23 protein-coding genes and 1 pseudogene are annotated in these 24,636 nt (G+C 69.7%); 12 read left to right on the top strand and 12 right to left on the bottom strand.

Features of this window, described 5'->3' with window-relative positions:
- Positions 1-85: 85 nt before the first annotated feature.
- The 4 genes from G7B71_RS11015 to G7B71_RS11000 are packed head-to-tail and all read right to left on the bottom strand — an operon-like array spanning position 86 to position 3,960.
- Positions 86-1,027, bottom strand: coding sequence for an acetyl-CoA carboxylase carboxyltransferase subunit alpha (locus G7B71_RS11015; RefSeq protein ID WP_166040802.1), 942 nt, complete (start codon positions 1,025-1,027; stop codon positions 86-88).
- 11 nt (positions 1,028-1,038) lie between these two features.
- The gene (locus G7B71_RS11010; protein ID WP_166040800.1) at positions 1,039-1,992 is read right to left on the bottom strand and encodes a tyrosine recombinase; all 954 of its coding nucleotides are present in this window, start codon (positions 1,990-1,992) and stop codon (positions 1,039-1,041) included.
- A complete protein-coding gene (locus tag G7B71_RS11005) occupies positions 1,989-3,797 on the bottom strand; it encodes a hypothetical protein (protein ID WP_166040798.1) in 1,809 nt (602 codons plus the stop codon). The genes G7B71_RS11010 and G7B71_RS11005 overlap by 4 nt, the downstream gene beginning before the upstream one ends.
- Positions 3,778-3,960, bottom strand: a complete 183-nt coding sequence (locus G7B71_RS11000) for a hypothetical protein (protein WP_166040796.1) — start codon at positions 3,958-3,960, stop codon at positions 3,778-3,780. Before G7B71_RS11000 ends, G7B71_RS11005 begins: the two co-directional genes overlap by 20 nt.
- A 48-nt stretch (positions 3,961-4,008) precedes the next feature.
- Between G7B71_RS11000 and G7B71_RS10995 the strand changes: the two genes are divergently transcribed.
- Positions 4,009-4,533 (top strand): shikimate kinase, encoded by a 525-nt coding sequence (locus tag G7B71_RS10995; RefSeq protein WP_166040794.1) that lies wholly within the window; start codon positions 4,009-4,011, stop codon positions 4,531-4,533.
- On the opposite strand, the gene G7B71_RS10990 is transcribed toward G7B71_RS10995, so the two are convergent.
- The 5 genes from G7B71_RS10990 to radA all read right to left on the bottom strand — a co-directional run bounded on the left by G7B71_RS10990 (position 4,530) and on the right by radA (position 10,368).
- A complete protein-coding gene (locus G7B71_RS10990) occupies positions 4,530-6,356 on the bottom strand; it encodes a cation:proton antiporter (protein WP_166040793.1) in 1,827 nt (608 codons plus the stop codon). The genes G7B71_RS10995 and G7B71_RS10990 overlap by 4 nt on opposite strands.
- A 5-nt stretch (positions 6,357-6,361) precedes the next feature.
- A complete protein-coding gene (locus tag G7B71_RS10985; protein WP_166040844.1) occupies positions 6,362-6,802 on the bottom strand; it encodes an iron-sulfur cluster assembly scaffold protein in 441 nt (146 codons plus the stop codon).
- 183 nt (positions 6,803-6,985) lie between these two features.
- Positions 6,986-8,413 (bottom strand): cysteine--tRNA ligase, encoded by a 1,428-nt coding sequence (gene cysS / locus G7B71_RS10980; RefSeq protein ID WP_166040791.1) that lies wholly within the window; start codon positions 8,411-8,413, stop codon positions 6,986-6,988.
- The gene (locus G7B71_RS10975) at positions 8,410-8,955 is read right to left on the bottom strand and encodes a CvpA family protein (RefSeq protein ID WP_166040789.1); all 546 of its coding nucleotides are present in this window, start codon (positions 8,953-8,955) and stop codon (positions 8,410-8,412) included. The genes cysS and G7B71_RS10975 overlap by 4 nt, the downstream gene beginning before the upstream one ends.
- Before the next feature lie 45 nt (positions 8,956-9,000).
- Positions 9,001-10,368: a DNA repair protein RadA gene (gene radA, locus G7B71_RS10970; RefSeq protein WP_166040787.1), complete on the bottom strand. Its 1,368-nt coding sequence runs from the start codon at positions 10,366-10,368 to the stop codon at positions 9,001-9,003.
- A gap of 119 nt (positions 10,369-10,487) precedes the next feature.
- On the opposite strand from radA, the gene G7B71_RS10965 reads away from it, so the two are divergent.
- Positions 10,488-10,811: an HPF/RaiA family ribosome-associated protein gene (locus G7B71_RS10965; protein WP_166040785.1), complete on the top strand. Its 324-nt coding sequence runs from the start codon at positions 10,488-10,490 to the stop codon at positions 10,809-10,811.
- A gap of 45 nt (positions 10,812-10,856) precedes the next feature.
- Positions 10,857-11,549, top strand: coding sequence for an endonuclease/exonuclease/phosphatase family protein (locus G7B71_RS10960; RefSeq protein ID WP_166040783.1), 693 nt, complete (start codon positions 10,857-10,859; stop codon positions 11,547-11,549).
- Positions 11,550-11,552: 3 nt separating this feature from the next.
- Here G7B71_RS10960 and G7B71_RS10955 read toward each other — a convergent pair whose 3' ends face one another.
- Entirely contained in the window at positions 11,553-12,842 is a 1,290-nt protein-coding gene (locus G7B71_RS10955) for a serine hydrolase domain-containing protein (RefSeq protein ID WP_166040781.1), read from the bottom strand.
- 137 nt (positions 12,843-12,979) lie between these two features.
- On the opposite strand from G7B71_RS10955, the gene G7B71_RS10950 reads away from it, so the two are divergent.
- The 5 genes from G7B71_RS10950 to G7B71_RS10930 all read left to right on the top strand — a co-directional run bounded on the left by G7B71_RS10950 (position 12,980) and on the right by G7B71_RS10930 (position 18,824).
- The gene (locus tag G7B71_RS10950) at positions 12,980-15,298 is read left to right on the top strand and encodes a patatin-like protein (protein WP_166040779.1); all 2,319 of its coding nucleotides are present in this window, start codon (positions 12,980-12,982) and stop codon (positions 15,296-15,298) included.
- Positions 15,299-15,351: 53 nt separating this feature from the next.
- Positions 15,352-15,651, top strand: coding sequence for a LapA family protein (locus tag G7B71_RS10945; protein ID WP_166040777.1), 300 nt, complete (start codon positions 15,352-15,354; stop codon positions 15,649-15,651).
- Positions 15,648-16,322, top strand: a complete 675-nt coding sequence (gene pyrF, locus G7B71_RS10940) for an orotidine-5'-phosphate decarboxylase (RefSeq protein ID WP_166040775.1) — start codon at positions 15,648-15,650, stop codon at positions 16,320-16,322. The genes G7B71_RS10945 and pyrF overlap by 4 nt, the downstream gene beginning before the upstream one ends.
- A 160-nt stretch (positions 16,323-16,482) precedes the next feature.
- Positions 16,483-17,337, top strand: coding sequence for an acetyl-CoA carboxylase, carboxyltransferase subunit beta (gene accD / locus G7B71_RS10935; RefSeq protein WP_166040773.1), 855 nt, complete (start codon positions 16,483-16,485; stop codon positions 17,335-17,337).
- Between the two features lie 158 nt (positions 17,338-17,495).
- On the top strand, positions 17,496-18,824 hold the full coding sequence (locus G7B71_RS10930; RefSeq protein ID WP_166040771.1) for a folylpolyglutamate synthase/dihydrofolate synthase family protein: 1,329 nt from the start codon (positions 17,496-17,498) through the stop codon (positions 18,822-18,824).
- A 17-nt stretch (positions 18,825-18,841) separates the two neighbouring features.
- Here G7B71_RS10930 and G7B71_RS10925 read toward each other — a convergent pair whose 3' ends face one another.
- Entirely contained in the window at positions 18,842-20,569 is a 1,728-nt protein-coding gene (locus tag G7B71_RS10925; protein WP_347708448.1) for an MFS transporter, read from the bottom strand.
- A 114-nt stretch (positions 20,570-20,683) separates the two neighbouring features.
- Between G7B71_RS10925 and G7B71_RS10920 the strand changes: the two genes are divergently transcribed.
- Complete coding sequence (locus tag G7B71_RS10920; RefSeq protein ID WP_243406212.1) at positions 20,684-21,814, top strand: aromatic ring-hydroxylating dioxygenase subunit alpha; 1,131 nt, start codon at positions 20,684-20,686, stop codon at positions 21,812-21,814.
- Here G7B71_RS10920 and G7B71_RS10915 read toward each other — a convergent pair.
- Entirely contained in the window at positions 21,811-22,248 is a 438-nt protein-coding gene (locus G7B71_RS10915) for a response regulator (RefSeq protein WP_166040769.1), read from the bottom strand. The genes G7B71_RS10920 and G7B71_RS10915 overlap by 4 nt on opposite strands.
- A 186-nt stretch (positions 22,249-22,434) precedes the next feature.
- On the opposite strand from G7B71_RS10915, the gene G7B71_RS10910 reads away from it, so the two are divergent.
- From G7B71_RS10910 to G7B71_RS10900, 3 genes and pseudogenes are all read left to right on the top strand, one after another.
- Positions 22,435-23,601: a pseudouridine synthase gene (locus G7B71_RS10910; protein ID WP_279338403.1), complete on the top strand. Its 1,167-nt coding sequence runs from the start codon at positions 22,435-22,437 to the stop codon at positions 23,599-23,601.
- Positions 23,598-24,140, top strand: a complete 543-nt coding sequence (gene rsmD, locus G7B71_RS10905) for a 16S rRNA (guanine(966)-N(2))-methyltransferase RsmD (RefSeq protein WP_166040767.1) — start codon at positions 23,598-23,600, stop codon at positions 24,138-24,140. Before G7B71_RS10910 ends, rsmD begins: the two co-directional genes overlap by 4 nt.
- A gap of 52 nt (positions 24,141-24,192) precedes the next feature.
- Positions 24,193-24,636: pseudogene (locus tag G7B71_RS10900) on the top strand (energy transducer TonB); the annotation flags it as partial.

The raw sequence follows: 24,636 nt of genomic DNA, 5'->3' as shown, positions 1-24,636 counted from the left end.
GCTCCTCTACTGTTTCGGAACGTCGGCGAACTAACTCGTTTCGCCTGAGGACGTTCCTGCAGCCGAGGTTCAGGTCCCGGGCCGGTCAGCCGATGCGGAGGAATTTCTCCCGGCGCTCGTGGCGCAGGCGCTCGCGCGGCAGGCCGACGAGCTCGTCCAGCTCCTCGCCGATCGCCGCCCCGAGCGCGGTGACCGCTTCCTGGGGATTGCGGTGGGCGCCGCCGACCGGTTCGGCGACGATTCGGTCGACCACGCCGAGCTGGTGGAGATCGGCGGCGGTCATCTTCATCGCCTCGGCCGCGTCGGGCGCCTTCTCGGCGGTGCGCCACAGGATCGACGCGCAGCCCTCAGGCGAGATCACCGAATAGACGCTGTGCTCCAGCATCAGCACGCGATTCGCCGCGGCGAGCGCGATCGCGCCGCCCGAGCCGCCCTCGCCGACGATGGCGGCGACCAGGGGCACGCCCAGCGCCAGGCACGCCTCGGTCGAGCGGGCGATCGCCTCCGCCTGGCCGCGCTCTTCGGCCTGCACGCCGGGAAAGGCGCCGGACGTGTCGACCAGGCTGACGACGGGCAGGCCGAAGCGGTCGGCCAGCTCCATCAGGCGCACCGCTTTGCGGTAGCCCTCGGGCTTGGCCATGCCGAAATTGTGCCTGAGACGACTGGCGACGTCGTCGCCTTTCTCATGGCCGATGATCAGCACGCGGCGGCCCCCGAGACGGCCGAGGCCGCCGATGATCGCCTGATCCTCGGCGAACTTGCGGTCGCCAGCGAGCGGCACGAAGTCCTCGACCAGCCCCGCGACATAGTCCTTGAAGTGCGGACGGTGCGGATGGCGCGCGACCTGGGTCTTCTGCCAAGGCGTCAGCTTGGCATAGGTGTCGCGCAGGAGCCGCTCGGAGCGCTCCTCCAGCTTGGCGATCTCGCCGTCGATGTTGAGCGCGCCCGACTGCGCGGTTTCGCGCAATTCGGCGACGCGAGCATCGAGCTCAGCGATCGGCTTTTCGAAATCCAGGAACGTGACCATCGCCGCGGCGGTTAGGGCCGGCGCGGTTCGCCGTCAATTCGGGGCGGGTTGGCGAGAGGCGCGTCGGTGAGCGTCCTCTCTGCTAATGGGTGCCGGCTGTTCACAAGCTCGACGAGCCGCCGCGAATCGACATGGGTGTAGATCTGGGTGGTCGCGATGTCGGCATGGCCGAGCAGCATCTGCACGGCGCGAAGATCCGCCCCGCCCTCCAGCAGATGCGTCGCGAAGGCGTGGCGAAGCACGTGCGGGCTCACTCGTTCCGGCGGGATTCCGGCGGCGGCGGCGAGCTCGCGCACCAGCTGGAACAGGCGCACTCGGCTCAGGTGCTTCTTGCCCGACGGGAACAGCCACAGCGAATCGCGCGGCACGTCGGCCGCATGAGCCGCGACCGCGGCGCGCGCGCGCTCGGAGATCGGAACGAGCCGCTCGCGCCCGCCCTTCCCCGCCAGGATCAGGAACGGCTGGTCGCCGGCGAGCGCGAAGCGCGGCAGCGACACCAGTTCGGTCGCGCGCAGCCCGGAGCCGTAGAGCAGCTCGACCAGAGCGGCGAGTCGCAGCGCGCCGGGCAGCGCCTTCTCCCGCCGCCGCTCGATCTCCGTGAACAGCGCCTCGACGTCGCCATGGCTCAGCACCTTGGGCAGCGGCCGCACCATGCCGGGGCGCGGGAGACCGTCCGAGGGATCATCGGGGCGGTGCCCCTCGGCGTGAAGGAAGCCGTAGAATCGGCGCAAGGCGGCCGACTTGCGCGCGACCGTGGCGCGGGCGAGCGGCATCCATTCGTCGGCGAGGCGCTGGAGGTCCGCCGCGGCCGCCGCGCCCAGCCTGCCGCCAAGCGTCTCCGAAGCGCCGTCGAGGTCGCGGCGATAGGCGAGCAAGGTGTTGCGCGCGGCTCCGGCCTCGGCCGCCATCATCTCAAGGAAGGCCTCGATCAGCGGCCGGTCCGACGGAGCCGGCTCGGCCGTCATATCCGGGTCAGCGCCTCGGCGGCGATCATCCGCGCCTCGAAATCGAGGCCGACCTGGCGCAGCGCCCGAAGCACCCGGAACAGATGGTCGGGCGGCACTCCGGCCCAGTCGCCGGTCTGCATGCCAACGCCCGCGAGCAACGCCACCGTGCCCGGCTGGCGCGCCGCCGCGGCGCGGTCGAGCGCCTGGGTCCAGCCATTCTCGCGCTGGACGGCGACTCCGAGTCCCTGCGCCGCCTGCGGCTCGATCCGCCCCAGCCCGGCAAGCGCCGCGGCGAGCATGGCGGTGCGCTGCGAGGCGTTGGCGCTCTGAAGCGCTCCCCAATCCTCGATCCGGCCCTCATCTATTCCGACCCCGGGTTGCGGCGCTCCGACCGCGAGCAGCGCCCAGGCGAGCGAGCCGGCCTCGCCGTCGGCCATCGCCGACCACGCCGCCGCCTCGCGGTCCATGCCGGCGGCGAGCAGAGCCGCGACGAGCATGTCGAGCTCGCCGGAATTGTCGTCGGACGCGGGAATGCGCGCGGCGGCGTTGGAGGTGAGCAGAAGCCGGCCATAGCGGCGAATCCGGTCGTCGGCCGGCTCGTCCCACAAGGCCCGCATTACGCTCAGCCGCTCACCCATGTCGGTTGCGCCAAACGCCTGTTGGAGCCGCCCGGCGACGCTCTCGGCGGTGTTGTCGGTCTCGGCATGGTCGAGGGCGAGCGCATGGGCGTCGACCAGCGACTGGGCGGAAAAGATGCCGAGCGCGGCAGCGATCTCCGCGGCAGCGAGGCGCTGGGCCACCGGCACCATCGGCGCCCGGGCGAACCAGGATTGCATGCGCGGGCCGGCGATCCCGAGCAGCCGGTCCGGGATCTCCGCGCCGGTGCCGCTGGCCAGGCCGAATCGCCACGGGCTGAGCTCGGTCACTTCCTCCCAGCGGATCGACACCGAGCGGCGGGTGTCGCCGCCGGCGCCAACCACCTTCTCGGCGAGCATCAGGTCGACTCCGGTCGCGCCGCGCCGCCGCGCCTCGTCGAGCAGGGTCGTCGCTCGGGCCGGCTCGCCCGCCATCGCCGCGCACATCGCCTCCGACATCGGCCACACCGCGTCGTCGGACAATTGCCGGCCCTTCTCGACGAGCGGGCACAGGCCGGCAGGGTCGGACGCGGCCAGCGCCGCTTCATAGGCCGCGCGGACCATCGCCGGCGTGTAGTTCACGATGTCGACCGACTGGGCGAGCATGCGCGCCGCATCGGCCTCGCCCATTCGGGTCAGCAGCCGCACGCGCTCGGCGACGAAGTCGACCGGATCGGCGAGACGCGGCGCCTGCACGCGCGAGATCAGCGCGCGCCGCAAGGTGATCGACACCCAGCGCGACGGCAGCGGCGCGTCGAGCTGCGCCATCAGCGATCCGAGATAGGCGCCGCTCGCCGCGCCGAACGCGTCAGCCGGCAGGCCGCGGCTTGCCGGATCGATCACCCCGACGACATCGGTCGGCCGCGCCTCGCCCGCCGGCAGGTCGTAGAAGCGCGCCGGCGGCGGAGGCGGCAGCGCCTCGAGGTCGCGGAGCGCCGAATCCTCGGTATCCTCCGGCGCCAGCGGGCGAACCGGCTGGCTGGCGTTGGACGGCGGGTCGAATCCGGGCGGGACGACCGGAGTCGGAGTCGGCCCCGGCTCCGCCTTGTTCTCGACGGGCGGCTGCGACTTGGGATCGCCAAAGCCCGGCGGCAGCAGCGATTCCTGGGTCGCGGCCGCAATCGCCGGAATCGCGGCGCCGATCAGGCCGCCGACGATCAGCAGGCGCTTAGCGCGCGGGGAGAGCATTGGTGACGTCCTGCTCGATGCGGCTCGCCGGCACCTCCGTGTCGATGGTCGACAGGTAGATGAGGAACCCGACGATCAGGAGGAGGACGACCACCAGCACCGGGCCCGCCATCGGGCGGCGGCGGCGGGACGGATACATGGGCTGCAAACGACTGGGAGGCATGCCGCGCCTTTTGCCCCAGCGCCCCCGCGCCTGTATAGCCCTGCCGGCATGGCTTTTTCAGCTGCTCTGAGAAGTCGCCATTTCGCCTTGGTTGGACTGATGGGCGCCGGCAAGACCAGCGTCGGGCGGCTGCTCGCGTCTCGCCTCGGCCTGCCGTTCCACGACAGCGACGAGGCGGTGACCCACGCCGCCGGGCTCAGCATCGCCGAACTGTTCGAGCATCAGGGCGAGCCCGCCTTCCGAGCGCTCGAACGCGCCGCCCTGATGCGGCTGCTCGCCGGCGAGCCCTCGGTGATCGCCACCGGCGGCGGCGCCGTCACCGAATCCGAGACTCGCGAAGCACTGCGCAGCAAGGCCTTCACGATCTGGCTGGACGCCACGCCGGCGATTCTCGCCAGCCGGCTCGCCGATTCGGACGAACGGCCGCTTCTCGCCCACGGTGACCCCGAGGTGGTGCTCGATCGGCTCGCCGAGCAGCGCCGCCCCTTCTACGCCACTGCGGATCTGAGGGTCAGGACCGACGAGCTCGACGCCGCCGAGGTCGCCAAGCTGATCATCGCGACGTTGCGCTAGCCGCACTCCGCAGTCGTGCCGTCGGGCTTGTCCGAGTCGAACACGCCCTCATTGTCCTCGAGCATCTCGCCGCCCGGGCGGAAAATGCGGCCCTTGAGCACCGCAAGGTCGCCCGACTTGCTCTGCTCCGCGAGCCGTTCCGCGTCCCGCTCGCGATAGGCGCGTTCGACCCGCCTGGTCTCCGCCTTGCCGACGCCGAGGGCGAGCAGGGCGTCGCGGCCCATCGACACCGCCGATTCGAATACCTCGCGATAGATTCCGGCGACCTCCACCCCGTCCAGGCGCATGACGTGGCGCCGGTCGAAGGCGCGGACCAGCACCTCGGCCTGCGGGAACGCCTCGAGGATCGGCTCCAGCTTTTCCGAGTCGAGCGCGACTCCGTCGATGCAGAAGAGCAGAAGCTGCGCATCCTCCGCGCCGGCCTGGCGCAGAAGGTCGATCCGGGTGCCGTCGCCATAATAGACCTTCACCCCGAAATCGCCGCTGACCTCGATCTGGCTCGGCTTGGAGTCGATGAGGACGACGTCGATGTCCTTGGCCATCAACATCTGGGCGACAGTCTGGCCGAAGCGGCCGTAACCGACGACGATCGCCCTGCCCGTCGTCGCTGCGGTCGGCACCGGGAGATGGCTGGTATCGACATCGGCGCGGCGGCGGCGCGAGAGATGCTCATAGACCATCATCAGGAACGGCGTGGTGACCATCGAGAGCGTGACCACGGCGCTGTAGCGGCTCACCGCCGCCTCGGTGATAATTCCGGACGCCGCGCCGGCGCCGAACAGCACGAAGGCGAACTCGCCGCCCTGGCTGAGCAGAAGGCCGAGCCGGAGCGCCTCCCCGCCGCGAACCCCGAAGCCGCGGGCGATGGCCCAGATCAGCCCCGCCTTGGTCGCGACCAGCGCCAGCGCCATTCCGACGATGATCAGCGGCTGCATCGCGATGACGTTAAGGTCGAGGCTGACCCCCACCGCGATGAAGAACAGGCCGAGAAGGATCGACCGGAACGGATCGACCGCGGCTTCGAGCTCGTGCCGATAGGGCGAATCGGCGAGCATCACGCCGGCGATGAACGCGCCGAGCGCGATCGACAGGCCGAGCAGGTGCATCACCGACGCGGCGGCAAGCACCGTGAACAATCCCGCGACAACGAAAAGCTCGCGCTCGCTGACCCGGCCGACGATGCGCAGCAAAGGGTTGAGCAGGTAGCGACCGGCAATCACCAGCCCTGCGATCGCCGCCAGCGCGGTGACGGCGATCTGCCAGCCCGGCTGCGCCTCGACCCCCGGCGCGCGCGACATCGCCGTCAGGACGATGAGCATCGGAACGATGGCGAGGTCCTGGAGCAGAAGCACCGAGAAGGCGCGCTCGCCCCGCCTCGTATTGATCTCGCCGGTGCCGCGAAGGAACGGCAGAACCTGCGCCGTCGACGAGAGCGCCAGCGGCATCCCGATCGCCACCGCCGCGGCGAGGCTGATGTCGCGAGCGAAGCCGACCAGCAGCGTCAACGCCACGCCGCACACGATCACCTGGCTAACGCCGAGGCCGAAAATGTCCTTCTTGAGCCGCCACAGCCGGCTCGGATGGAGCTCCATCCCGACCAGGAACAGCAGCATGGCGATGCCGATGTCGCCGATCGCGATCATCGCTCCGGCGTCGCTTACCACCCCCAGCAGATGGGGCCCGAGCAGCATTCCCGCGGTGAGATAGCCGAGCACCGCGCCGATGCCGAAGCGCCGGTAGAGCGTGACGAAGCCGAGCGCGGCGCCGAGGATGATGACGCCCTGTTCCAGGACGAGCGCGGCCTGTTCCCCCTCGACCGCCATCGCGCCTATCCCGCCACGCGCGTGCGGGACGCGGTCCGGGCGGCTTCGGCCACCGCTTCGAATGCGAGGAGGATCGACGCGTGCCGGGCCGGATAGGACCGGGCGACCGCGAAGATCGACAGTCCCGGCCAGTCACCCGCATCCTCTCGCCTGCCGGCGAGATAAGCCGCGAGCGAATCGCGCGCCTGCTCCAGATCGTCCACCGTCCGCCCCGGCGCATGAGTGCCCATCAGCGAGGCGGACGCCTGCCCGAGCGCGCACGCCTTCACGTCCTGGGCAAGCTCGGCGACCCGTCCCCCCTCATCGACGACAAGTTCTACCGCGACTCGGCTGCCGCACAGCGGCGAGGTCCGCTCCACCCGCGCCTGGGCATGATTAAGCCGCCCCAGATGCGGAATCGACGCCGCCAGCCGAAGGATGTCGCGATTGTAGAGGGGCGAGGTCACTTCCGGGCATATAGGAGCGTTGCCGGCCAAGGAACATCCTCCCTGTGAAGCGCAGCTTCATGGGGAGGGGGACCGCTCGCGAAGCGAGTGGTGGAGGGGCTGGAGGGGCCCGCTCCGATGCCCCTCCACCATGCTGCGCATGGTCCCCCTCCCCATCCGCTTCGCGGACAGGGAGGATGAAGGTCAGACCCGCCGCCAGGTCGTACCCTGCGGCCCGTCCTCCAGCACAATCCCCTCGTCGAGCAGCTCGGCGCGGATCCGGTCGGCCTCGGCGAAATCGCGCCGCTTCTTGGCCTCTGCGCGCGCGGCGATCCGTTCGGTGAGATATTTGTCGATCCTTGCGGCCTCACCTTGAAACCAGACGGATGACGAAGTGGTAAGGAGACCCAGTAGCGCCGCGCCACCACACATTTGACGGGCATACCGAGCAGCTTGGTTTTTTAGTTCCTGAACACGCTCATGATCTCCTAACGTCTGAGCGAGTTCAGCCCCAAGCCTCATTTCCAAAGCCTTTTTCGCCAAATCTCCGATACGGCTTATCGCGAGAGGGGTGTTCAGATCATTGGCCACGGCGTCGAGAACGATGTCTGGAACTTCAGGCGTTCCTAATTCCACCAATATTGCCTTGGCGCGATACCACCGATCGAGGGTCGATTTGCTCTGAGCAATCAGTTGAGCTGACCACTCAAGAGGCTGGCGATAGTGCGCTGAAAGGAGCGCGAACCTTAGGACCTCTCCTTCGTAACCCTCTTCCAGCAATTCGCCGACCGTGACGACGTTGCCGAGGCTCTTCGACATCTTCTCAGCCCCAGCCATCGACAGGAAGCCGTTGTGTACCCAGTAGCGCGCGAGCGGCGCGCCCGCGTGGGCGCAGCGGCTCTGGGCGATCTCGTTCTCGTGATGCGGGAAGATGAGGTCGAGACCGCCGGCGTGGATATCGATCGTCTGCCCGAGATGCTTCTCGATCATCGCCGAGCATTCGATGTGCCAGCCCGGCCGGCCGCGGCCCCACGGCGACTCCCAGCCGATCACGCCTTCGGTCGACGGCTTCCACAGCACGAAGTCGGCCGGGTCCTTCTTGTAGGAGGCGACCTCGACCCGCGCGCCGGCGATCATCGCCTCGCGGTCGCGCCGCCCGAGCGCGCCGTAATCGGGATCCGACGGCACGTGGAACAGGACATGGCCGTCCGCCTCATAGGCGTTGCCGGTCTCGATCAGCCGAGCGATCATCGCGATCATCTCGCCGACATGCTCGGTCGCCCTGGGGGCGATGTTGGGCGGCTGGACGCCAAGCGCCCCCATGTCGGCGAGGTAGAAATCCTCGTAGCGCTTGGTCACGACGGCAGGGTCGACGCCCTCGTCGCGCGCCGCGTCGATGATCTTGTCGTCGACGTCGGTGACGTTGCGGGCATAAACGAGGCTGCCGGCGCCGTAGCTATGGCGGATCAGCCGCGCGAGCACGTCGAACACCACCGCGGGCCGGGCATTGCCGATATGCGCCCGATTGTAGACCGTCGGCCCGCACACATACATGGTGACCCGGCTCGGGTCCGCCGGCTCGAAGTCGCGCTTGGCGCGAGCGAGCGTGTCGTGGAGCCTGATCGTCGTCATCGCCGGCTCGGCTCCGCCTCATTGCCGGCATCCGCCGCCGGGCGGCCGCGGTTGCGACGCGCGTCGACCAGGTTGACAATGGTGTCCGAGGCCGAGTGGACCAGGCGATAGGTCTGCGCCTGCGCCACCCAGTCCGGCCGCAAGGCGTCGCGCCCCCAGATCGTGTCGTAGACGAGGCTGAACGCCATGTAGAACAGGGCCACGCCGAGCAGGCCCTTCAAGGCGCCGAAGCCGCCGCCGAGGATGCGGTCGAGCGCGCCGAGCCGTGACCGCCGAGTCACGCCGCCGATCTGGCGCACGATCAGCTTGCCGCCGATCAGCACGACCAGGAAGATGAGCGCGAAGGCGAGCATATAGGCGCCGGAAGTGGTCCCGATGACCGGCTCAAGCGCGCCGCTCACCGGCCCATGGAGCAGCCACAGGGCGGCCACCACCGCGATCCAGATGCCGAGCGACAGCACCTCGTGAACGAAGCCGCGCATGAGCCCGAACACGAGCCCCAGGCCAACCAGCAGGATGAAAATGATGTCGAGCGCCGTCATGCGCGGCTGGTTAGATGAGGTTTCCGATGAGGGGAAGCGGTCGCATCACCGTCCGAGCAGATGATCAACCAGCTCGCGCAGGCCCCGGAAGCCGGTGAGCGCCAGGCCGTTTTTCTCCGCGGCCACGGCGCTTGGCACAAGGGCGCGCTCGAAGCCGAGCTTGGCGGCTTCCTTGAGGCGAAGGCCGGAGTGCGACACCGGCCGCAGAGCGCCGGACAGGGCCAGTTCGCCGAACGCCACCGTCTCCGCCGGCACCGGCCGTTCGGACAGGGCCGACACCAAAGCCGCCGCCACCGCCAGGTCCGCCGCGGGATCGCTCACGCGATATCCGCCGGCGATGTTGAGATAGACTTCGGCGGTCGAGAAGCTGAGGCCGCAGCGCGCCTCCAGAACCGCCAGGATCATCGCGAGGCGCCCGCTGTCCCAGCCGACCACCGCCCGCCGCGGAGTCGCGCCGCTGGCGAGGCGGACCGTGAGCGCCTGAATCTCGACCAGCACTGGCCGCGTCCCCTCCAGCGCCGGGAACACCACCGCGCCCGGCACCGCGTCGCCGCGGTCGGTGAGGAACAGGGCCGAGGGGTTGGAGACCTCGCTGAGCCCGCTCTCGGCCATCGCGAACACGCCGATCTCGTCGGTGCCGCCGAAGCGGTTCTTGGTCGCGCGCAGGATGCGATATTGGTGGCTGCGCTCGCCTTCGAAGGCGAGCACCGTGTCGACCATATGCTCAAGCACGCGCGGCCCGGCGAGGCTGCCTTCCTTGGTGACATGGCCGACCAGGACCAGGGACGCGCCGGTCTCCTTGGCGAAGCGGATGAGCTCGTGCGCCGCCGCGCGCACCTGGCTGACCGTACCGGGAGCGCCCTCGATCAGGTCCGAATACATGGTCTGGATCGAATCGATGACGACCAGGGCCGGTGCTTCCTCCGCCAGGGTCGTCAGGATGTCGCGCACCGACGTCGCCGCCGCCAGCTGGAGCCCGCCCGCATCGACTCCAAGCCGCCGGGCGCGAAGCCTGACCTGGTCCGCCGCTTCCTCGCCGGACACGTAGATCACCCCGATCCCGCGCTTGGCGATGCTCCCCGCCGCCTGGAGCAGCAGCGTCGACTTGCCGATTCCGGGATCGCCGCCGATCAGCGTCGCCGAGCCAGCGACAAGGCCGCCGCCCAACGCCCGGTCGAACTCGGCGATGCCGGTCGAGGTCCGCGGCGGCAGCGCCACGTCGGCGTCGAGCCCGACCAGCTCGACCCGCCGCCCGCCCGAGCGCAGATCGTGCCGCGCCGAGAACGGAGTGACCACCGCGGCCGAATCCTCGACCAGGCTGTTCCAGTCGCCGCAATCGGCGCACTGCCCCTGCCAGCGCGGGCTGACCGCCCCGCAGGCTTGGCACACATAGCGTTTCTTCGGCTTGGCCATGGCTCGGCTTACCGAAACGAAGCGCGAACATCCAGTCCCGCCGGAACCGCCGCGCGGGCCCGGCATTTCCATGTGAGCGGGGGCGGCCCAGCCGCTCGAATACCAACCGGAGTCCCTTCATGTTCGTGCAGATCAACACCGACAACCAGATCGTCACCGACGCCGAATCCAACGAGCGGCTGGAGCAGCGCGTGCGGGACAAGCTCGCCCGGTTCGAGCAGCGCCTCACCCATGTCGAGATCCATGTCACCGACGTGAACGGGCCCAAGCATTCCAACAACGACAAGCGCGTGTCGCTGGAGGCGCGACCCAACGGACATCAGCCGATCGCGGTCCATGCCGAAGGCGCGCGGATCGCCGAGGCAGTGTCCTCCGCCGCCAACAAGGCCGCCCGCGCGCTCGACCACCTGTTCGGCAAGCTCGCCGACAAGACGCGCCACTGAAGACGGCTCTTCTGCGGTTCATCCTGAGGCCTTAAGGAGCCGGCGATGCTCCGCTTGGCCAGCTACAACATCCGCAAGGCGATCGGCACCGACCGGCGGCGCCGGCCGGAGCGCATCATCGAGGTGCTCAACGAGCTCGACGCCGACCTCGTCGCGCTCCAGGAGGCCGACCGCCGCTTCGGGCCGCGCAACGCCGCGATCCCGACCCACCTGCTGGAGGAGCATAGCGACTTCAAGCCGGTCCCGTTCGGCGCCCGCGACCGAAGCCTCGGCTGGCACGGCAACGCCATCCTGGTGCGCAAGGACTTCAAGATCGGAGAGCATGCCATGCTCCATCTGCCGAGCCTCGAGCCGCGCGGCGCGGTGCTCGCCGAGGTCGAGGCCAAGGGCCACCAGATCCGCATCGTCGGAATGCATCTCGACCTGTCCGGCCTGTGGCGGCGGCGCCAGGCGCATGCGATCCTCAAACATGTCGCGGAGCGCCACGCCGACATGCCGACGGCGATGATGGGCGACCTCAACGAATGGACGGCGCGGTCGGGCTGCCTCAGGGATTTCGGCGCCCACCACGTCTTCGCCGATACCGGCCGCTCCTACCATAGTGGCAACCCGATCGCGCGGCTGGACCGGATCATGGTCACGCCCAACATGCGGATCAGGGCGGCGGGGGTCCACCGCAGCGCCAACGCCCGAACCGCGTCGGACCACCTCCCCATCTGGGCGGAAGTGGAGTTCTAGGGCTCAGCGCCCACCCGACGATTCGGGCTCGTCCGGCTCCGGCCCCGGCGCGGCGCCGTCGTCGAGCTCCATCCAGTCGCGGAACGGCAGGCCGTAGATCATGTCCATGACCTCATATTCGAGCCCGTTGGGCCGTCCCGATCCCGAGTTCCACAGTGCCACCACGCCGCTTCGCCGCGCCGGGTCGAACAGGATCAGCGAGCGGTAGCCGCGCACCCCGCCATGGTGGCCGACGACCTTGTTGCCGGCATAATTGAACACCCGCCAGCCGAGGCCGTAGGCCGAGGACGGCGTGCGCTCGAGAAACTTGCGCCGCCGCCGGGTCTCGCCGGGGGTGCGCACCACCGGCGTCTGCACCGCCTGCAGCGCCGCGACCGGCAGCACTTCCGGCGCGAGGCCCATATTGGCGCGCATCCACAAGGTCAGGTCCATGATCGACCCGTTGACCCCGCCCGCCGCGGCGACCCGGTAATAAGGCTCGGTCACCTCGTCCGGCCGGGAGCCGCGGCCGCCGCGATGGGGACGCGCCCAGCTCTGCGCGCTCATCAGCCCCTGGCGGCTGGCGCTCGCGGTGCGCATGCCGAGCGGTGTGAAGAAATTGTCCCTGAGCGCCTGCTCATAGGGGATGCCGGTGACCCGCTCGACCGCCTCGCTCGCCGCGTCATAGGCGACATTCTGGTAGGCGTGGCACTGGCCGACGTCGCACTGGCTCGGAAGCAGGGCGAGCAGGCCCCTCAGATATTTGGGATCCTCATTGTCCTCGAGCCGCGCGTCGTGTGCGTGGCCGTGGATTCCGAGCCGGTGCGAAAGCACGTCGGTCAGGGTCGCCCGGCTTTCGTTGCCATTGGGCAGGCGCAGGCTCGTCACCCAGCGGTTGACCGGGTCCTGGAGCGACAGCCGGCCGCGCGCAGCCAGCAGGGCGACCATGTCGGCGGCGACCCCCTTCGACAGCGACGCCCAGCGGAACACCGTGTTCTCGGTGACCCGCTCGCCGCCACCGGAGACGGTCTCGCCGAAGCCGCGGACGAAGCGGATCCGGCCATTCTCGATGATTCCGACGCCGAGGCCGACCATGGCCTTCTCTTCCATCAGGCGGCCGATCCGCGCCTCGAGCCGGGCATAGTCGATATTGGTCGGGCCGCTCGTGTCGACCGGCGGGACCGCTGCCTGGAAGCGCGCCTGCGCTCCCTGCGTGCCGCCCTCGGCGGGGGGCGACCAGCGCACCAGGCCGGTCGCGAACAACAAGATCACCAGCCCGGCGAACGCCAGGACGATCAGAAAGACGCGCTTCAACAACGGTACCTTCGCATGAGCGTTTGCGCGCCTGCTAACGCGCGGGATCGCAAAAGGATAGCAGCCGATCGGCCATATCGCGCGCGGCGCGCGATTGCCGCCTCGACAGGCCGCGGCCATCCTGCCAAGCCTTGGCCATGCGGGAGAAAGAGCTGCGGCTCGCATTGGTCTGTTACGGCGGCATCAGCCTCGCCGTGTACATGCACGGGATCACCAAGGAGATCTGGCGGCTCGTCCGCGCCAGCCAGGCCTTCCACGGCGGCGGAGTCACCGGCGCGGGCAGCCAGGGCGTCTACCACCGCCTGCTCGAAAGCATCGCCGCCGAAACCGGCCTCAGCCTCCGAATCCTCACCGACATCCTCGCAGGCGCGAGCGCGGGCGGCATCAACTGCATCTTCCTGGCGCAGGCGATCAGCACCGGCCAGTCGCTGGAGCCGCTGACCGACCTGTGGCTCGACCATGCCGACATCGACGCGCTCGCCGATCGCGACGAGATCGCGGTGCGCCGCTTCATGAAGAATGCCGCGGTGCCGTTCGCCTGGGCGATCTCCAATCGTTCGAGCACGGTCGAGCAGACCGTCGAGCCCGAGCATCAGGCCGAGGTCCGCCAGAAGCTCGCCAATCTCGTCAAGGCGCCCTGGTTCCAGCCGCCGTTCGGCGGCCCCGCCTTCACCCGGGTGCTGCTCGACGCTTTCGACGCGATGGCCGCCGAGCCGGCGGGGCCGCCCCTGCTGCCCGACTACCAGCCGCTCGACCTGTTCGTGACGGTCACCGACTTTCGCGGCCACCCGCAAAGCCTCAGGCTCAACAGCCCGCCGGAAGTGATCGAACAGGAGCATCGCCTCACCCTCGCCTTCCGCGATCCCGGCGGGGAGACCCGCCGCCTCGCCGACCCCGCCGAGCTGGCTTTCGCCGGCCGCTCGACCGCGAGCTTCCCGGGGGCCTTCCCGCCCTTCCAAGTCGCCGAGCTCGACTCGGTGCTGGCCGAGCGCAACCGGGCCTGGCCCGGCCGCGAATCCTTCATCGAGCGCAACATTCCGCCGCGGCCCTATGCCGAGAGCCGCGACCAGGTCGTCCTGATCGACGGCGGCGTCCAGGCCCACGCCCCGTTCGGCGCCTGCATCCAGGCCCTGCGCAGCCGTCCCGCCAGCCGCGAGGTCGACCGCCGCTTCGTCTATGTCGATCCGGCGCCGGGATTCCGCGCAGTGCGCTGGACGGCGACCGGGACGGTCGAGCCGCCCGGCTTCTGGGCGACCTTGTTCGGCGCCATGTCCGACATCCCGCGCGAGCAGCCGATCCGCGACAATCTCGAGACGATCGAGCGCCGCTCCGAGCGCATTCGCCGAATGCGTCGAATCGTCGAATCGATGCGCCCCGAGGTCGAGACCGCGATCAACGACGCGTTCGGCTCGACCTTCTTCCTCACCAGCCCGACTCCGCGCCGCCTCCAGTCGTGGCGCTCCCAAGCCAATGAGATCGCCGCGCGCGGCGCCGGTTACACCTATGCCGCCTACGCCCAGCTCAAGATGGGCGCGGCGATCGAGGAGATGGCCGAGACGATCGCCCGGCTCGGCGGCGACTCCAGCGACCGCGACCGTCATAACCGAGTCCGAACCGCGCTGTGGCAATGGGCCGACGCGCAGGGGATCACCGGCGAGGACGCCGTCCGCAACGGCCGCGCCACGCCGGCGCTCATCGCCTTCTTCCGAAGCTTCGACGCCAGCTTCCGAATCCGCCGTCTCCGCCTCCTCGTCCGCGAGCTGGCGGAGCGGCATGTCGGCATCGAGGAGGTCGACGAGAGCGCCTCCGACAATGCCCGCCAGACGATCTACCGCCTGATCGCGCGCTACGAGGCGCCGCTCACCGCCGACATGGATGCCGCGCTCACCGTCGAGGAAGCGTCCGCCTTCGCCAATGCCGACAAGGATCCGGCCGCGGCGGCGGCGGCGCTCGAGGCGCGGCTCAGGCTGAAGGCGCTCGACGACTTCACCGACGAGGAGATCGCAACCGCGCTGTCCGCTTTGTCGCGGGCGCCGCGCCGCGCCGCCATCCTCACCTATCTCGGCTACCCCTTCTATGACATCGCCACCCTGCCCCTGCTCCAGGGCGAAGGGCTTCAGGAGTTCGACCCGATGAAGGTCGACCGCATCTCGCCGGACGACGCGACCACGATCCGCTCCGGCACCGCGGCCACTCTGAAGGGCATCCAGTTCAACAATTTCGGCGCCTTCTTCAGCCGCGCCTATCGCGAGAACGACTATCTTTGGGGTCGCCTCCACGGCGCCGACCGGCTCATCGACATCATGGTCTCGACGATTCCCGCCGAGACGCCGCTGGCCCCCGAGCTGGTCGCGCGGATGAAGCGCGAGGCCTTTCTCGCCATCCTTGATGAGGAGCGGCCCCGGCTCAAGACCATTCCCGGCTTGTTCGACGAGCTGGTGGCGGAGATCGGCTGAAGCGCTGGACGCGCACGGCCTTTGGTGCAACAGGGCCTTCGGAAAGGGCGGGCATGCAGTTCCTCAAGACCTTGTTCTGGGTGGTCGTGGCGATCGCGTTGACCCTGTTCGCCATCTACAATTGGCGGCCGGTCACCCTCAATCTGTGGAGCGGGCTCCAGGCTGACGTGAAGCTGCCGGTGCTGGTCGCGATTCCGTTCCTCTTGGGCTTCCTCCCCACCTATTTCGTCTATCGGGGCCGTATCTGGGCGCTTCGTCACCGCTACGAGCGCCCCGAACGAGTCATCGTCGCCAACCAGCCGGCCGCGAAGCCATCCGCCCCGGCCAGCGATGATCCCGGCCTGGGGATATGAAAGGTCCGATCTTCGTCGCGCTCGACACCACCGATCTGGAGGTCGCGAAGGACATCGCGACCCGGGTCCGCCACCATGTCGGCGGGCTCAAGCTCGGCCTCGAATTCTTCTGCGCCCACGGCATGGGCGGCGTTCGCGAGATGGCGGCGATCGGCCTGCCCATCTTCCTCGACTTGAAGCTCCACGACATCCCCAACACCGTCGCCAAGGCGGTTCGGGCGCTGTCGCCGATCGAGCCTGCCATCCTCACCGTCCACGCCGCCGGGGGCCGCGCCATGTTGGAGGAGGCCAAAGCCGCCGCGCCGAAGGCCACCAAGGTCGTGGCGGTCAGCGTGCTCACCAGCCTCGACGAGGACGATCTCGCCGCGACCGGAATCGGCGGCACGCCGCATGATCAGGTCGTGCGCCTCACCACCCTTGCCCGTCAGTCCGGCCTCGACGGCGCGGTCTGCTCCGGCCGGGAAGTCCGCGCCGCGCGCAAGGCCTGGCCCCAGGGCTATTTCGTCGTCCCGGGCATCCGTCCCGCCAATTCCAGTATCGGCGACCAGAAGCGGGTGATGACCCCGCGCCAGGCCCTCGACGACGGGGCCTCCATCCTCGTCATCGGCCGCCCCATCACCCAGGCCAGGGACCCGGACGAGGCGGCAAGAGCGATCGAGGCGACCCTGTAAAAGCCTCCCCTCCCGCTTGCGGGAGGGGATCGAGGGGTGGGCCTTACCCAGCCCAACGATTCCGACACCCCCACCCCCGGCCCCTCCCGCAAGCGGGAGGGGAGATGCTGGACTTGGCCTCGCTCCCGCCCTAACTCGCGCGCGTCCAAGGAGCTTCGACATGAGCTGGTTCAACAGCGTCCGTAACCGCATCCCCTTCCTGCCCAAGCGCGAGAGCACGCCCGACAATCTCTGGCATGCCTGCAAGGAATGCGGCGCGATGATCTTCTCCAAGGAATATGAGGAGAATCAGTTCGTCTGCCCGCGCTGCGACCATCACGGCCGGATGCGCGCCGACGCCCGCTTCGAGCTGCTCCTCGACCCCGGCTTCACCATCCTGCCGGCCCCGCAGGTGCGCGAGGACCCGCTCAAGTTCCGCGATTCCAAGCGCTATGTCGACCGCATCAAGGCGGCGCGCCAATCGACCGGCGAGCCGGACGCCCTCCACAACGCCAGCGGGTCGATCGCCGGCCGCCCCGCCGTCGTCGGAGTCCAGGACTTCGCGTTCATGGGCGGCTCGATGGGGCTCAGCGTCGGCGCGGCCTTCGTCGCCGGAGTCCAGGCGGCGATCGAGGCGCACGCGCCCTACATCGTCGTCACCGCCGCCGGCGGCGCCCGCATGCAGGAAGGAATTTTGTCGCTGATGCAGATGCCGCGCACCACCGCTGCGATCGCCCAACTCAAGGAAGCCGGCCTTCCCTATATCGTCGTCCTCACCGACCCGACCACGGGCGGCGTCACCGCTTCCTACGCGATGCTCGGCGACATCCACATCGCCGAGCCCGGCGCCCTCATTGGCTTCGCCGGCCAGAGGGTCATCGAGCAGACCATCCGCGAGACCCTCCCCGAGGGCTTCCAACGCGCCGAATATCTGCTCGAGCACGGCATGGTCGACATGGTCGTCCACCGCCGCGACCTGAAGGACCGCTTGGCGACCCTGCTCGATTACCTGCACCCGGCGAAGGAAGCGGCGTGATCCCAGTTCCTCCCCATGGCCCTGCCATGGGGAGGGGACCATGCGCAGCATGGTGGAGGGGTAATTTGTCCGCGCCGAGAAACGCCTCGAGACTACCCCTCCACCATGAGCTGCGCTCATGGTCCCCCTCCCCGCCGCGTCGCGGCAGGGAGGAATAGATGCCCGACTTCGCCGTCTCGGATCATCCCGGCGTGCAGGCGCAGCTCGATCGCCTCGCCAGGCTAGGCCCCGGCCGAGACACGCTCGGCCTCGAGCGCATCGCGACCCTGCTCGAGCGCCTCGGCAATCCCGAACGCAAGCTGCCGCCGGTCTTCCACGTCGCCGGAACCAACGGCAAAGGCTCGACCTGCGCCTTCCTCCGCGCCGCGCTCGAGGCCGCGGGCCACCAGGTCCATGTCTACACCAGCCCCCACCTCGTCCGATTCAACGAGCGAATCCGACTCGCCGGCAAGCTGATCGAGGACGAGGCGCTTGCTGCTCTCCTCGACGAAGTCTTCACCGCCGCCGAGGACCTCACCATCAGCTTCTTCGAGGTCACCACCGCTGCCGCCCTCCTCGCTTTCTCCCGCGCCCCGGCGGACGCCTGCGTCATCGAAGTGGGCCTCGGCGGCCGCCTCGACGCGACCAACGTGATCCCGCGCGCCTTGGTCACCGGAATCGCCCAGCTCGGTCTCGACCACCAGGCATGGCTCGGCGAGAAGATCGAGCAGGTCGCGCGCGAGAAGGCCGGCATCGCTCGCGACGGCGTGCCGCTGGTGACGCATCTCTACCCCCGCCGCGCCGCCGATGCCGTTGCTGAGGCGGTCGCCGAGGCCGGCGCCCTCTGGCTGCCCCGCGGCGGCAAGTGGGACGCCGTGGCGACCGGCGGCCGCCTCGCCTATCGCGATTCCGAGGGAGAGCTCGACCTCCCCCTGCCCCGCCTCGCCGGCACCCACCAAGGCGCCAATGCCGGCCTCGCCGTCGCGATGCTCCGCCACCAAGACACACTCGCCGTCCCGCCGGCGGCGCTGAAGGCGATGATGGGCTGGGCGGACTGGCCGGCGCGGCTGCAATTGCTCGGCCCCGGCCCGCTCCACGACTTGCTGCCCGAAGGCGCGCGCCTGTGGCTCGACGGCGCGCACAATCCCGCCGCCGCCCGCGCCGTCGCCGCCTTCCTCGACGGCCAATCCTTCGCCGGCCGCGAGGTCCACCTCGTCTGCGGCATCCTCGCCAACAAGGATTCCCACGGCGTGCTTCGCCCCTTCGCAGGCTCGCCCGTCACGGTCCACCCGGTGCCGGTCCCCGGCCACGACCACCACGCGCCCGAATCGCTCGCCGCCCAAGCCCGCAAGCTCGGCCTCTCCGCCGTGCCCGCGGCCAATGTCGAGGACGCCCTGACCGCCATCGCCAGGCTCGCCAAACAGGATCGGCCGCCCGCCGTCCTGATCATGGGCTCGCTCTACCTCGCCGGCACGGTCCTCAAGGCCAACGACCAGCTCCCCACCTGAACGATCCCCGGCGGCGCTCAGGCCGCCGTGTCGCCCTCCGCGACACGCGCCGCGTCGCTTGTCGGCATCCGTTCGGGCGCCGCCCGGCCTTCGCGGCCCTTCGCCCAGGCCGACCGGATCCATTCGAGGATGCAGAAGAGCACGCCCAGGCCACCCAGCGCCGCGGTCAGGAAGAAGACGGCGACATAGCCGTCGGTCTCGATCATCTCGCCGAGCGCGCCGCGCCCGAGCGACCCGACGAGCAGGGTCAGCGACGACAGCAGCGCATATTGGACCGCGCTATATTCCTTGCTGGCGATCGACGAGAGGTAGGCGACATAGGCCGCGCCGGCGAGGCCGCCGGCGATGTTCTCGCCCGAGATGGCGATCATCAGCCGCATCATGCGCGGATCGACCCCGACATTGTGGAGGCCGAAAGTCGAGGCGAAGGCATCGATATAGGGGGCGCCGGCGGCGAGGTCGGCATAGAGCAGGTTGGTCACCGCGGCGACGATGGCGCCGAGAACAAGCGTCGGCATCCGCCCGAGAGTCACGAACAGCACGCCGCCGATCGCGATTCCGGCGATGGTCATGAACACGCCGAACACCTTCGACGCGAAGGCGACCTCGTCGGCGCTGTACTGGAGCTCGGTCAGGTAGAAGGGGAAGGCGAACGGCCCCCAGATGCTGTCGGTGAGCCGATAGGTCAGGATGATGCCGAGCGCGATGATCACGCCCCAGCGCAGCCGCGCGACGAGGTCGGCGAGCGGCAGGAGTAGCGCGCTATAGGCATGATCGGCGGCGCGCTGCAGGCCGCTGGTCGCCGGCGCAGCGCGGTCGAGGACGTTGCGGCCGTGGGCGCGCAGCCAGTTGAAATAGGTGGCGACGAGTGCCGGAAGCACGACCGTCGCGGCGATGATCCAGGGACCCATCGTGGCGGTGAACTCGCTCGCCTTGGGCGGGTTCGGGTCGCCGGGCGCGACGGACAGGATGCGGATCATGAACCAGGCCACGGTGGCGATCGCCCACGCCCAGCCGAGACCCACGACGATCAGGCCGATGGCGCGCAGCTTGGGGTGGACGGCGCCCGGCTCGCGAAGCTCCTTGAAGCCCAGCTCGTCGGCCGGCCGCGCCGTGTCCGGGGCGAGCAAGGTGGCGATAATCGTCAGCGCCATGACGACGCCCATCACCGCATAGACCGCGGGCCAGCTGATCCGCGCCGACAGCACCAGCGCCAGCGCGCCGCCGACCAGCGCCGCGATGCGGAAGCCCATCTGGTAGATCGAGGACAGGATCTCGACCGTCGCGGTCTCGTCGGCGACGTCGATGCGCCAGGCGTCGATGACCACGTCCTGCGTCGCCGATGCGAACGCGCCGATCACCGCGACCAGCGCGAAGGTGCCGATCGCGAGGCTCGGGTCGGTAAGCGACAGCGACAGGAACGTCCCGGCGAGGACCAGCTGGCAGACGATCAGCCACCCCCGGCGGCGCCCGAGACGGCCAAGGACCGGAAGCCGGGTCCGGTCGACGAGCGGCGACCACAGGAATTTGAAGGCGTAGGCCAGGCCGATCCACGAGATGATCCCGATCGTGGCGAGATTGACCTGCGCCTCGCCGAGCCAGGCGTTGAGCGTTCCGACGAGCAGCGAGAAGGGCAGGCCGGCCGAGAAGCCGAACACCAGCATGATCGCCGTCTTGCGGTCCTTCAGCGCGGCGCCGAGCAGGCGCAGCCCGCTGGGCTTCTTCTGTTCAACCGCCTCGGTCACCCTCACCCTCCGCTACTCAGGGAGGCGAAGCTTTAGCGACTTTGCCGCGATTGCAAAGCACGCCGCTTGCCTTCCGGTCGCGGTGGACGCACCATCGGCCCCATGGACATGCCGATGCGCCAGCGCCCTACGCAAGGGCAGCTCGCCCTCGCCGCCCGCCTCGCCGCGGGCGAGGAGCCCCCGACCGGGCCGATCGCGACGGTGCCGGCCTCGGTCTATACCGATCCCGCGCGCTTTGCCGCCGAGCAGCAGCGCCTGTTCCGCCGCCTGCCGCAGGTCATCGCGCCCTCAGCGCTGCTGCCGAAGAACAACAGCGCGGTCGCCCATGACGGCTTCGGCGCCCCTCTGCTCCTCACCCGCGACAAGCAGGGCCGCGCCCATGTCTTCTGGAACGTCTGCCGCCACCGCGGCACCCGCCTGGTCGAGGGCGGCGAAACCGTGTGCGCGCCGCGCCTCGTCTGCCCCTATCACGCCTGGGCCTATGCGCTCGACGGAAGCCTCGCCGGAGTCCCGCGCTCCGACACCTTCCCCGATCTCGACAAGGCGTCGCACCACTTGACGGAGCTGCCCAGCCTCGAGGCCGGCGGCCTCATCTGGTTCTCGTTCGACGACAACGCCGACTTCTCCGACGCCTCGGCGCTAGCGCCCGACATGGAGGCGTTCGGCCTCGCCGGCCACCATCTCTACCGCCGCCATGTCCACGACGTCGCGTCCAACTGGAAGCTGATCATGGACGCCTTCCTCGAAGGCTATCACGTGCAGCGGCTTCACAGCTCGACGATCGCCCGCTTCTTCACCGACGGCATCAGCATCGCCGACCGCCTCGGCCCCCACCAGCGCAGCCTCGTCGCCCGCTCGGGCTATCTCGACAAGGTCGACACGAGCGACTGGGCCGCGGTCCGGGCGATCATGACCTACACCTACCAGCTGTTCCCGGCGACGATCATGATCATGAGCCCCGATTACGTGAACCTCATGGTGCTGATGCCCCAGTCAGAGGGCCGCACGCTGGTCGAGGACTTCATGCTCATCCCCGAATGGCCGCAATCGGCCGAGGAGGAGGAGCATTGGGAGAAGAGCTGGCGCCTGCTCGACCAGGGCGTGTTCGGCGGCGAGGACTACCGCGCCGCCGCGCTCGGTCAGCAGGGCCTCGCCTCCGGCGCGATCGACGAGATCACTCTCGGCAACCTCGAAACCGGCATCAAGGTCTTCCACGACCAGGTCGCTGCGGCGCTCGCCCGCTAAGCCGCGTCCTTCGCGAAAATCGTGAACCCTTCCGGCGTCTTCTTGACCTTGTCGCCGCGAAGCATCGCGTCGATCGCGCCGAGCGCGCTCTTCAGAACCTTGTCCGAATAGGGTTTGGCCAGGCACCCCACCGCGAGATGCTGCGCCTCGAGCGGGCAAGCGCCGGTTACGAACAAGACCGCGATGCCCTTGGCGTGCGCCGCTTCCGCGACATGCACGCCGCTGCCCTCGCCCGACAACGAAAGGTCGGCGAGGACGAGGTCGATCTTCTCCGCCTCGCCGATCACGCGCAGCGCCTCCTCCGCCGTGTCGACCGTCGCGACCACGTCGTAGCCCGCGTCCTTGAGCAGGTGCTCGTTGTCGAACGCGACGAGCGGCTCGTCCTCGACCACGAGAATGCACTGGATCGCTCTTTCGCGCTTGCCGAAGACCATGTAGTTCGCCTGCCTCCCTTGAGCCGCCGACCGTGGGTCGGTCCGCTCCTGTAACGAGGGAGGCGGGAGTCGGTGCCACGACGCCCAATCGACTGAACTCATATTCTTTTCCGGCCGCCGGCCGAGCGGAGAACCACCCTGCCCTCGACTTCCACTCCCGGCCCGAAACCATCCGAGGGCCAGCGTATCGCCAAGCTGCTCGCCCGCGCCGGAGTCGCGTCGCGCCGCGAGATCGAGCGGATGATCGCCGAGGGCCGGATCGCGCTCGACGGCAAGGTCCTCGACACCGCCGCAACGATTCTCACCTCGCTTCGCGGAGTCACCGTCGACGGCCAGCCGGTCGCCGAGCCGACCCCAGCCCGCCTGTTCCGCTTCCACAAGCCCGCCGGCACCCTCACCGCCGAGCGCGACCCCAAGGGCCGCCCGACCATCTACGACCGCCTGCCCAAGGGCCTGCCGCGGCTGATCCCGGTCGGCCGCCTCGACTATAATACCGAGGGTCTCCTCCTCCTCACCACCGACGGCGAGCTAAAGCGCCAGCTCGAGCTTCCTTCGACCGGAGTCGAGCGCGCCTACCGCGCCCGCGCGTTCGGCGAGGTCAGCCAGGAGCAGCTGGAGGAGCTGATCCACGGCGTCGAGATCGAGGGCATCCGCTACGGCCAGATCGACGCCAATCTGGAGCGCCGCACCGGCCGCAACCAGTGGATCGAGATGAAGCTCAAGGAGGGCAAGAACCGCGAGGTCCGCCGGGTCCTCGAGCATCTCGGCCTCGAAGTCAGCCGCCTCATCCGCACCGCCTACGGCCCGTTCGTGCTCGGCGACCTGCCGGTCGGCGCCGTCGACGAGATCCGCCGCGTCGATCTCGTCGCCTTCCGCGCCAGCCTTAAAGGCGGCCAGCCGCTTGAGGCGCCGATCGAGCGCGAGGGTGACAGGCCCACGCGCGCCGCCAGCCACCCCGCACGACCACGGCCGCCGCGCCGCGAGGAGGAGCGGCCGGCCCGGACCGAACGTCCCGCGCGACCGCAGCAACGAGGGGAGACCGAGCGGCCGACGAAGACAACCGCTCCCGCGCGTCCGTGCCGCGAGGGTGAAAGGCCCGCCCGGACCGAGCGTGCCGCGCGGCCTCACCAGCGAGCGGAAACCGAGCGGCGGCTGGCGAAGACCGCCAGGCCTGCCCGTCCGCCGCGCGCCACCGAGGCGGTGGCAACCCCGGCGCCGGAATCGGAGGCGAAGCCCAAGCGCCTGAAGCGCGGCGAGGGCTGGGCCAAGCCGAAGCGCCCGAGCTCCCGCCCCACCCCGCGCGGCAGCAAGCGCGGCCCGACCCGCGGCCGCCCCGGCGGCGGCAAGAAATGAGGATCATCGCCGGCCAGTGGCGTGGCCGTCCCCTCCTGTCCCCGCCCGGCCTTGCCACCCGCCCGACCAGCGATCGCGCCCGCGAAGCGCTGTTCTCGATGCTCCAGAGCCGCCTCGGCAGCTTCGAGGACCTCAACGTCGCCGATCTGTTCGCCGGCACCGGAGCGCTCGGCCTCGAGGCGTTGAGCCGAGGCGCGGCCCGCTGCACCTTCGTCGAGAGCGACCGAGCCGCGATCGAGGCGCTGCACAGGAACGTCGCCAGGCTGGGTGCCGAGGACCGCGCCAATATCCGCCAGCAGGACGCCGCGCGCGTCGCCGGCGGCCCCTTTCACCTCGTCCTCATGGACCCGCCCTATCGCTCCGGGCTCGGCCAAAAGGCGCTCGCCAACCTGGTCGCCGCCGGCGCCCTCGCCCCGGGCGCGCTCGCCAGCCTGGAGACCGCGAGGGACGAGACTGTCGACGTGGCCGGCCTCGCGGTCGACAGCGAGCGAACCTATGGAAAAGCCAAGCTGACCCTGTTCCGCGCCGAAATTTCCTGAGCCGATCCAACGCTCAAGCGAGGTTCAGGAGCGATCGGCTTAACCGGCCATCATGGCGGCTTATCGCACAGCCCCCGCGGACCGGATCAGGGCCGGAATCCCGGTCGCGCTGGTCCATGTCCTGCTCGCCATCGGCCTTCTGCGCGGCCTCGACTACGCCCCGCCGCTCGTCCCCGACGACATGCTCAAGCTCGTCGACCTCGCGCCCGAGGACCTGCCCCCGCCGGCCGAGGAGCCGCCACCGCCGCCGCCCTCGACCGACTCGGCCGCTCCTAACCTCCGCGCCGCCGACCCGCGCCCCGAAGGGGCCGCTTCGCCGCCCAACCTGGAGGCGCAGCCGACGCCGGTGGTTGCTCCCGATCCCGTCATTCGCCAGCCGGTCCGCTCGCCCCTGCCCGCAGCGCCGATCGCCGGGACCGGGCGCGACGCGACCGCCGGCACCGCGCCGATCCGCGGCCCAGGCACCGGCAGCGGCGGCTTCGGCACCGGGACGGGC

Origin of the sequence: Sphingosinicella sp. YJ22 (assembly GCF_011320075.1) — a bacterium.
GTDB lineage: Bacteria > Pseudomonadota > Alphaproteobacteria > Sphingomonadales > Sphingomonadaceae > Allosphingosinicella.
The sequence above is the reverse complement of the archived record's forward strand: the minus strand, read 5'-3'. Positions and strand labels throughout refer to the sequence as shown.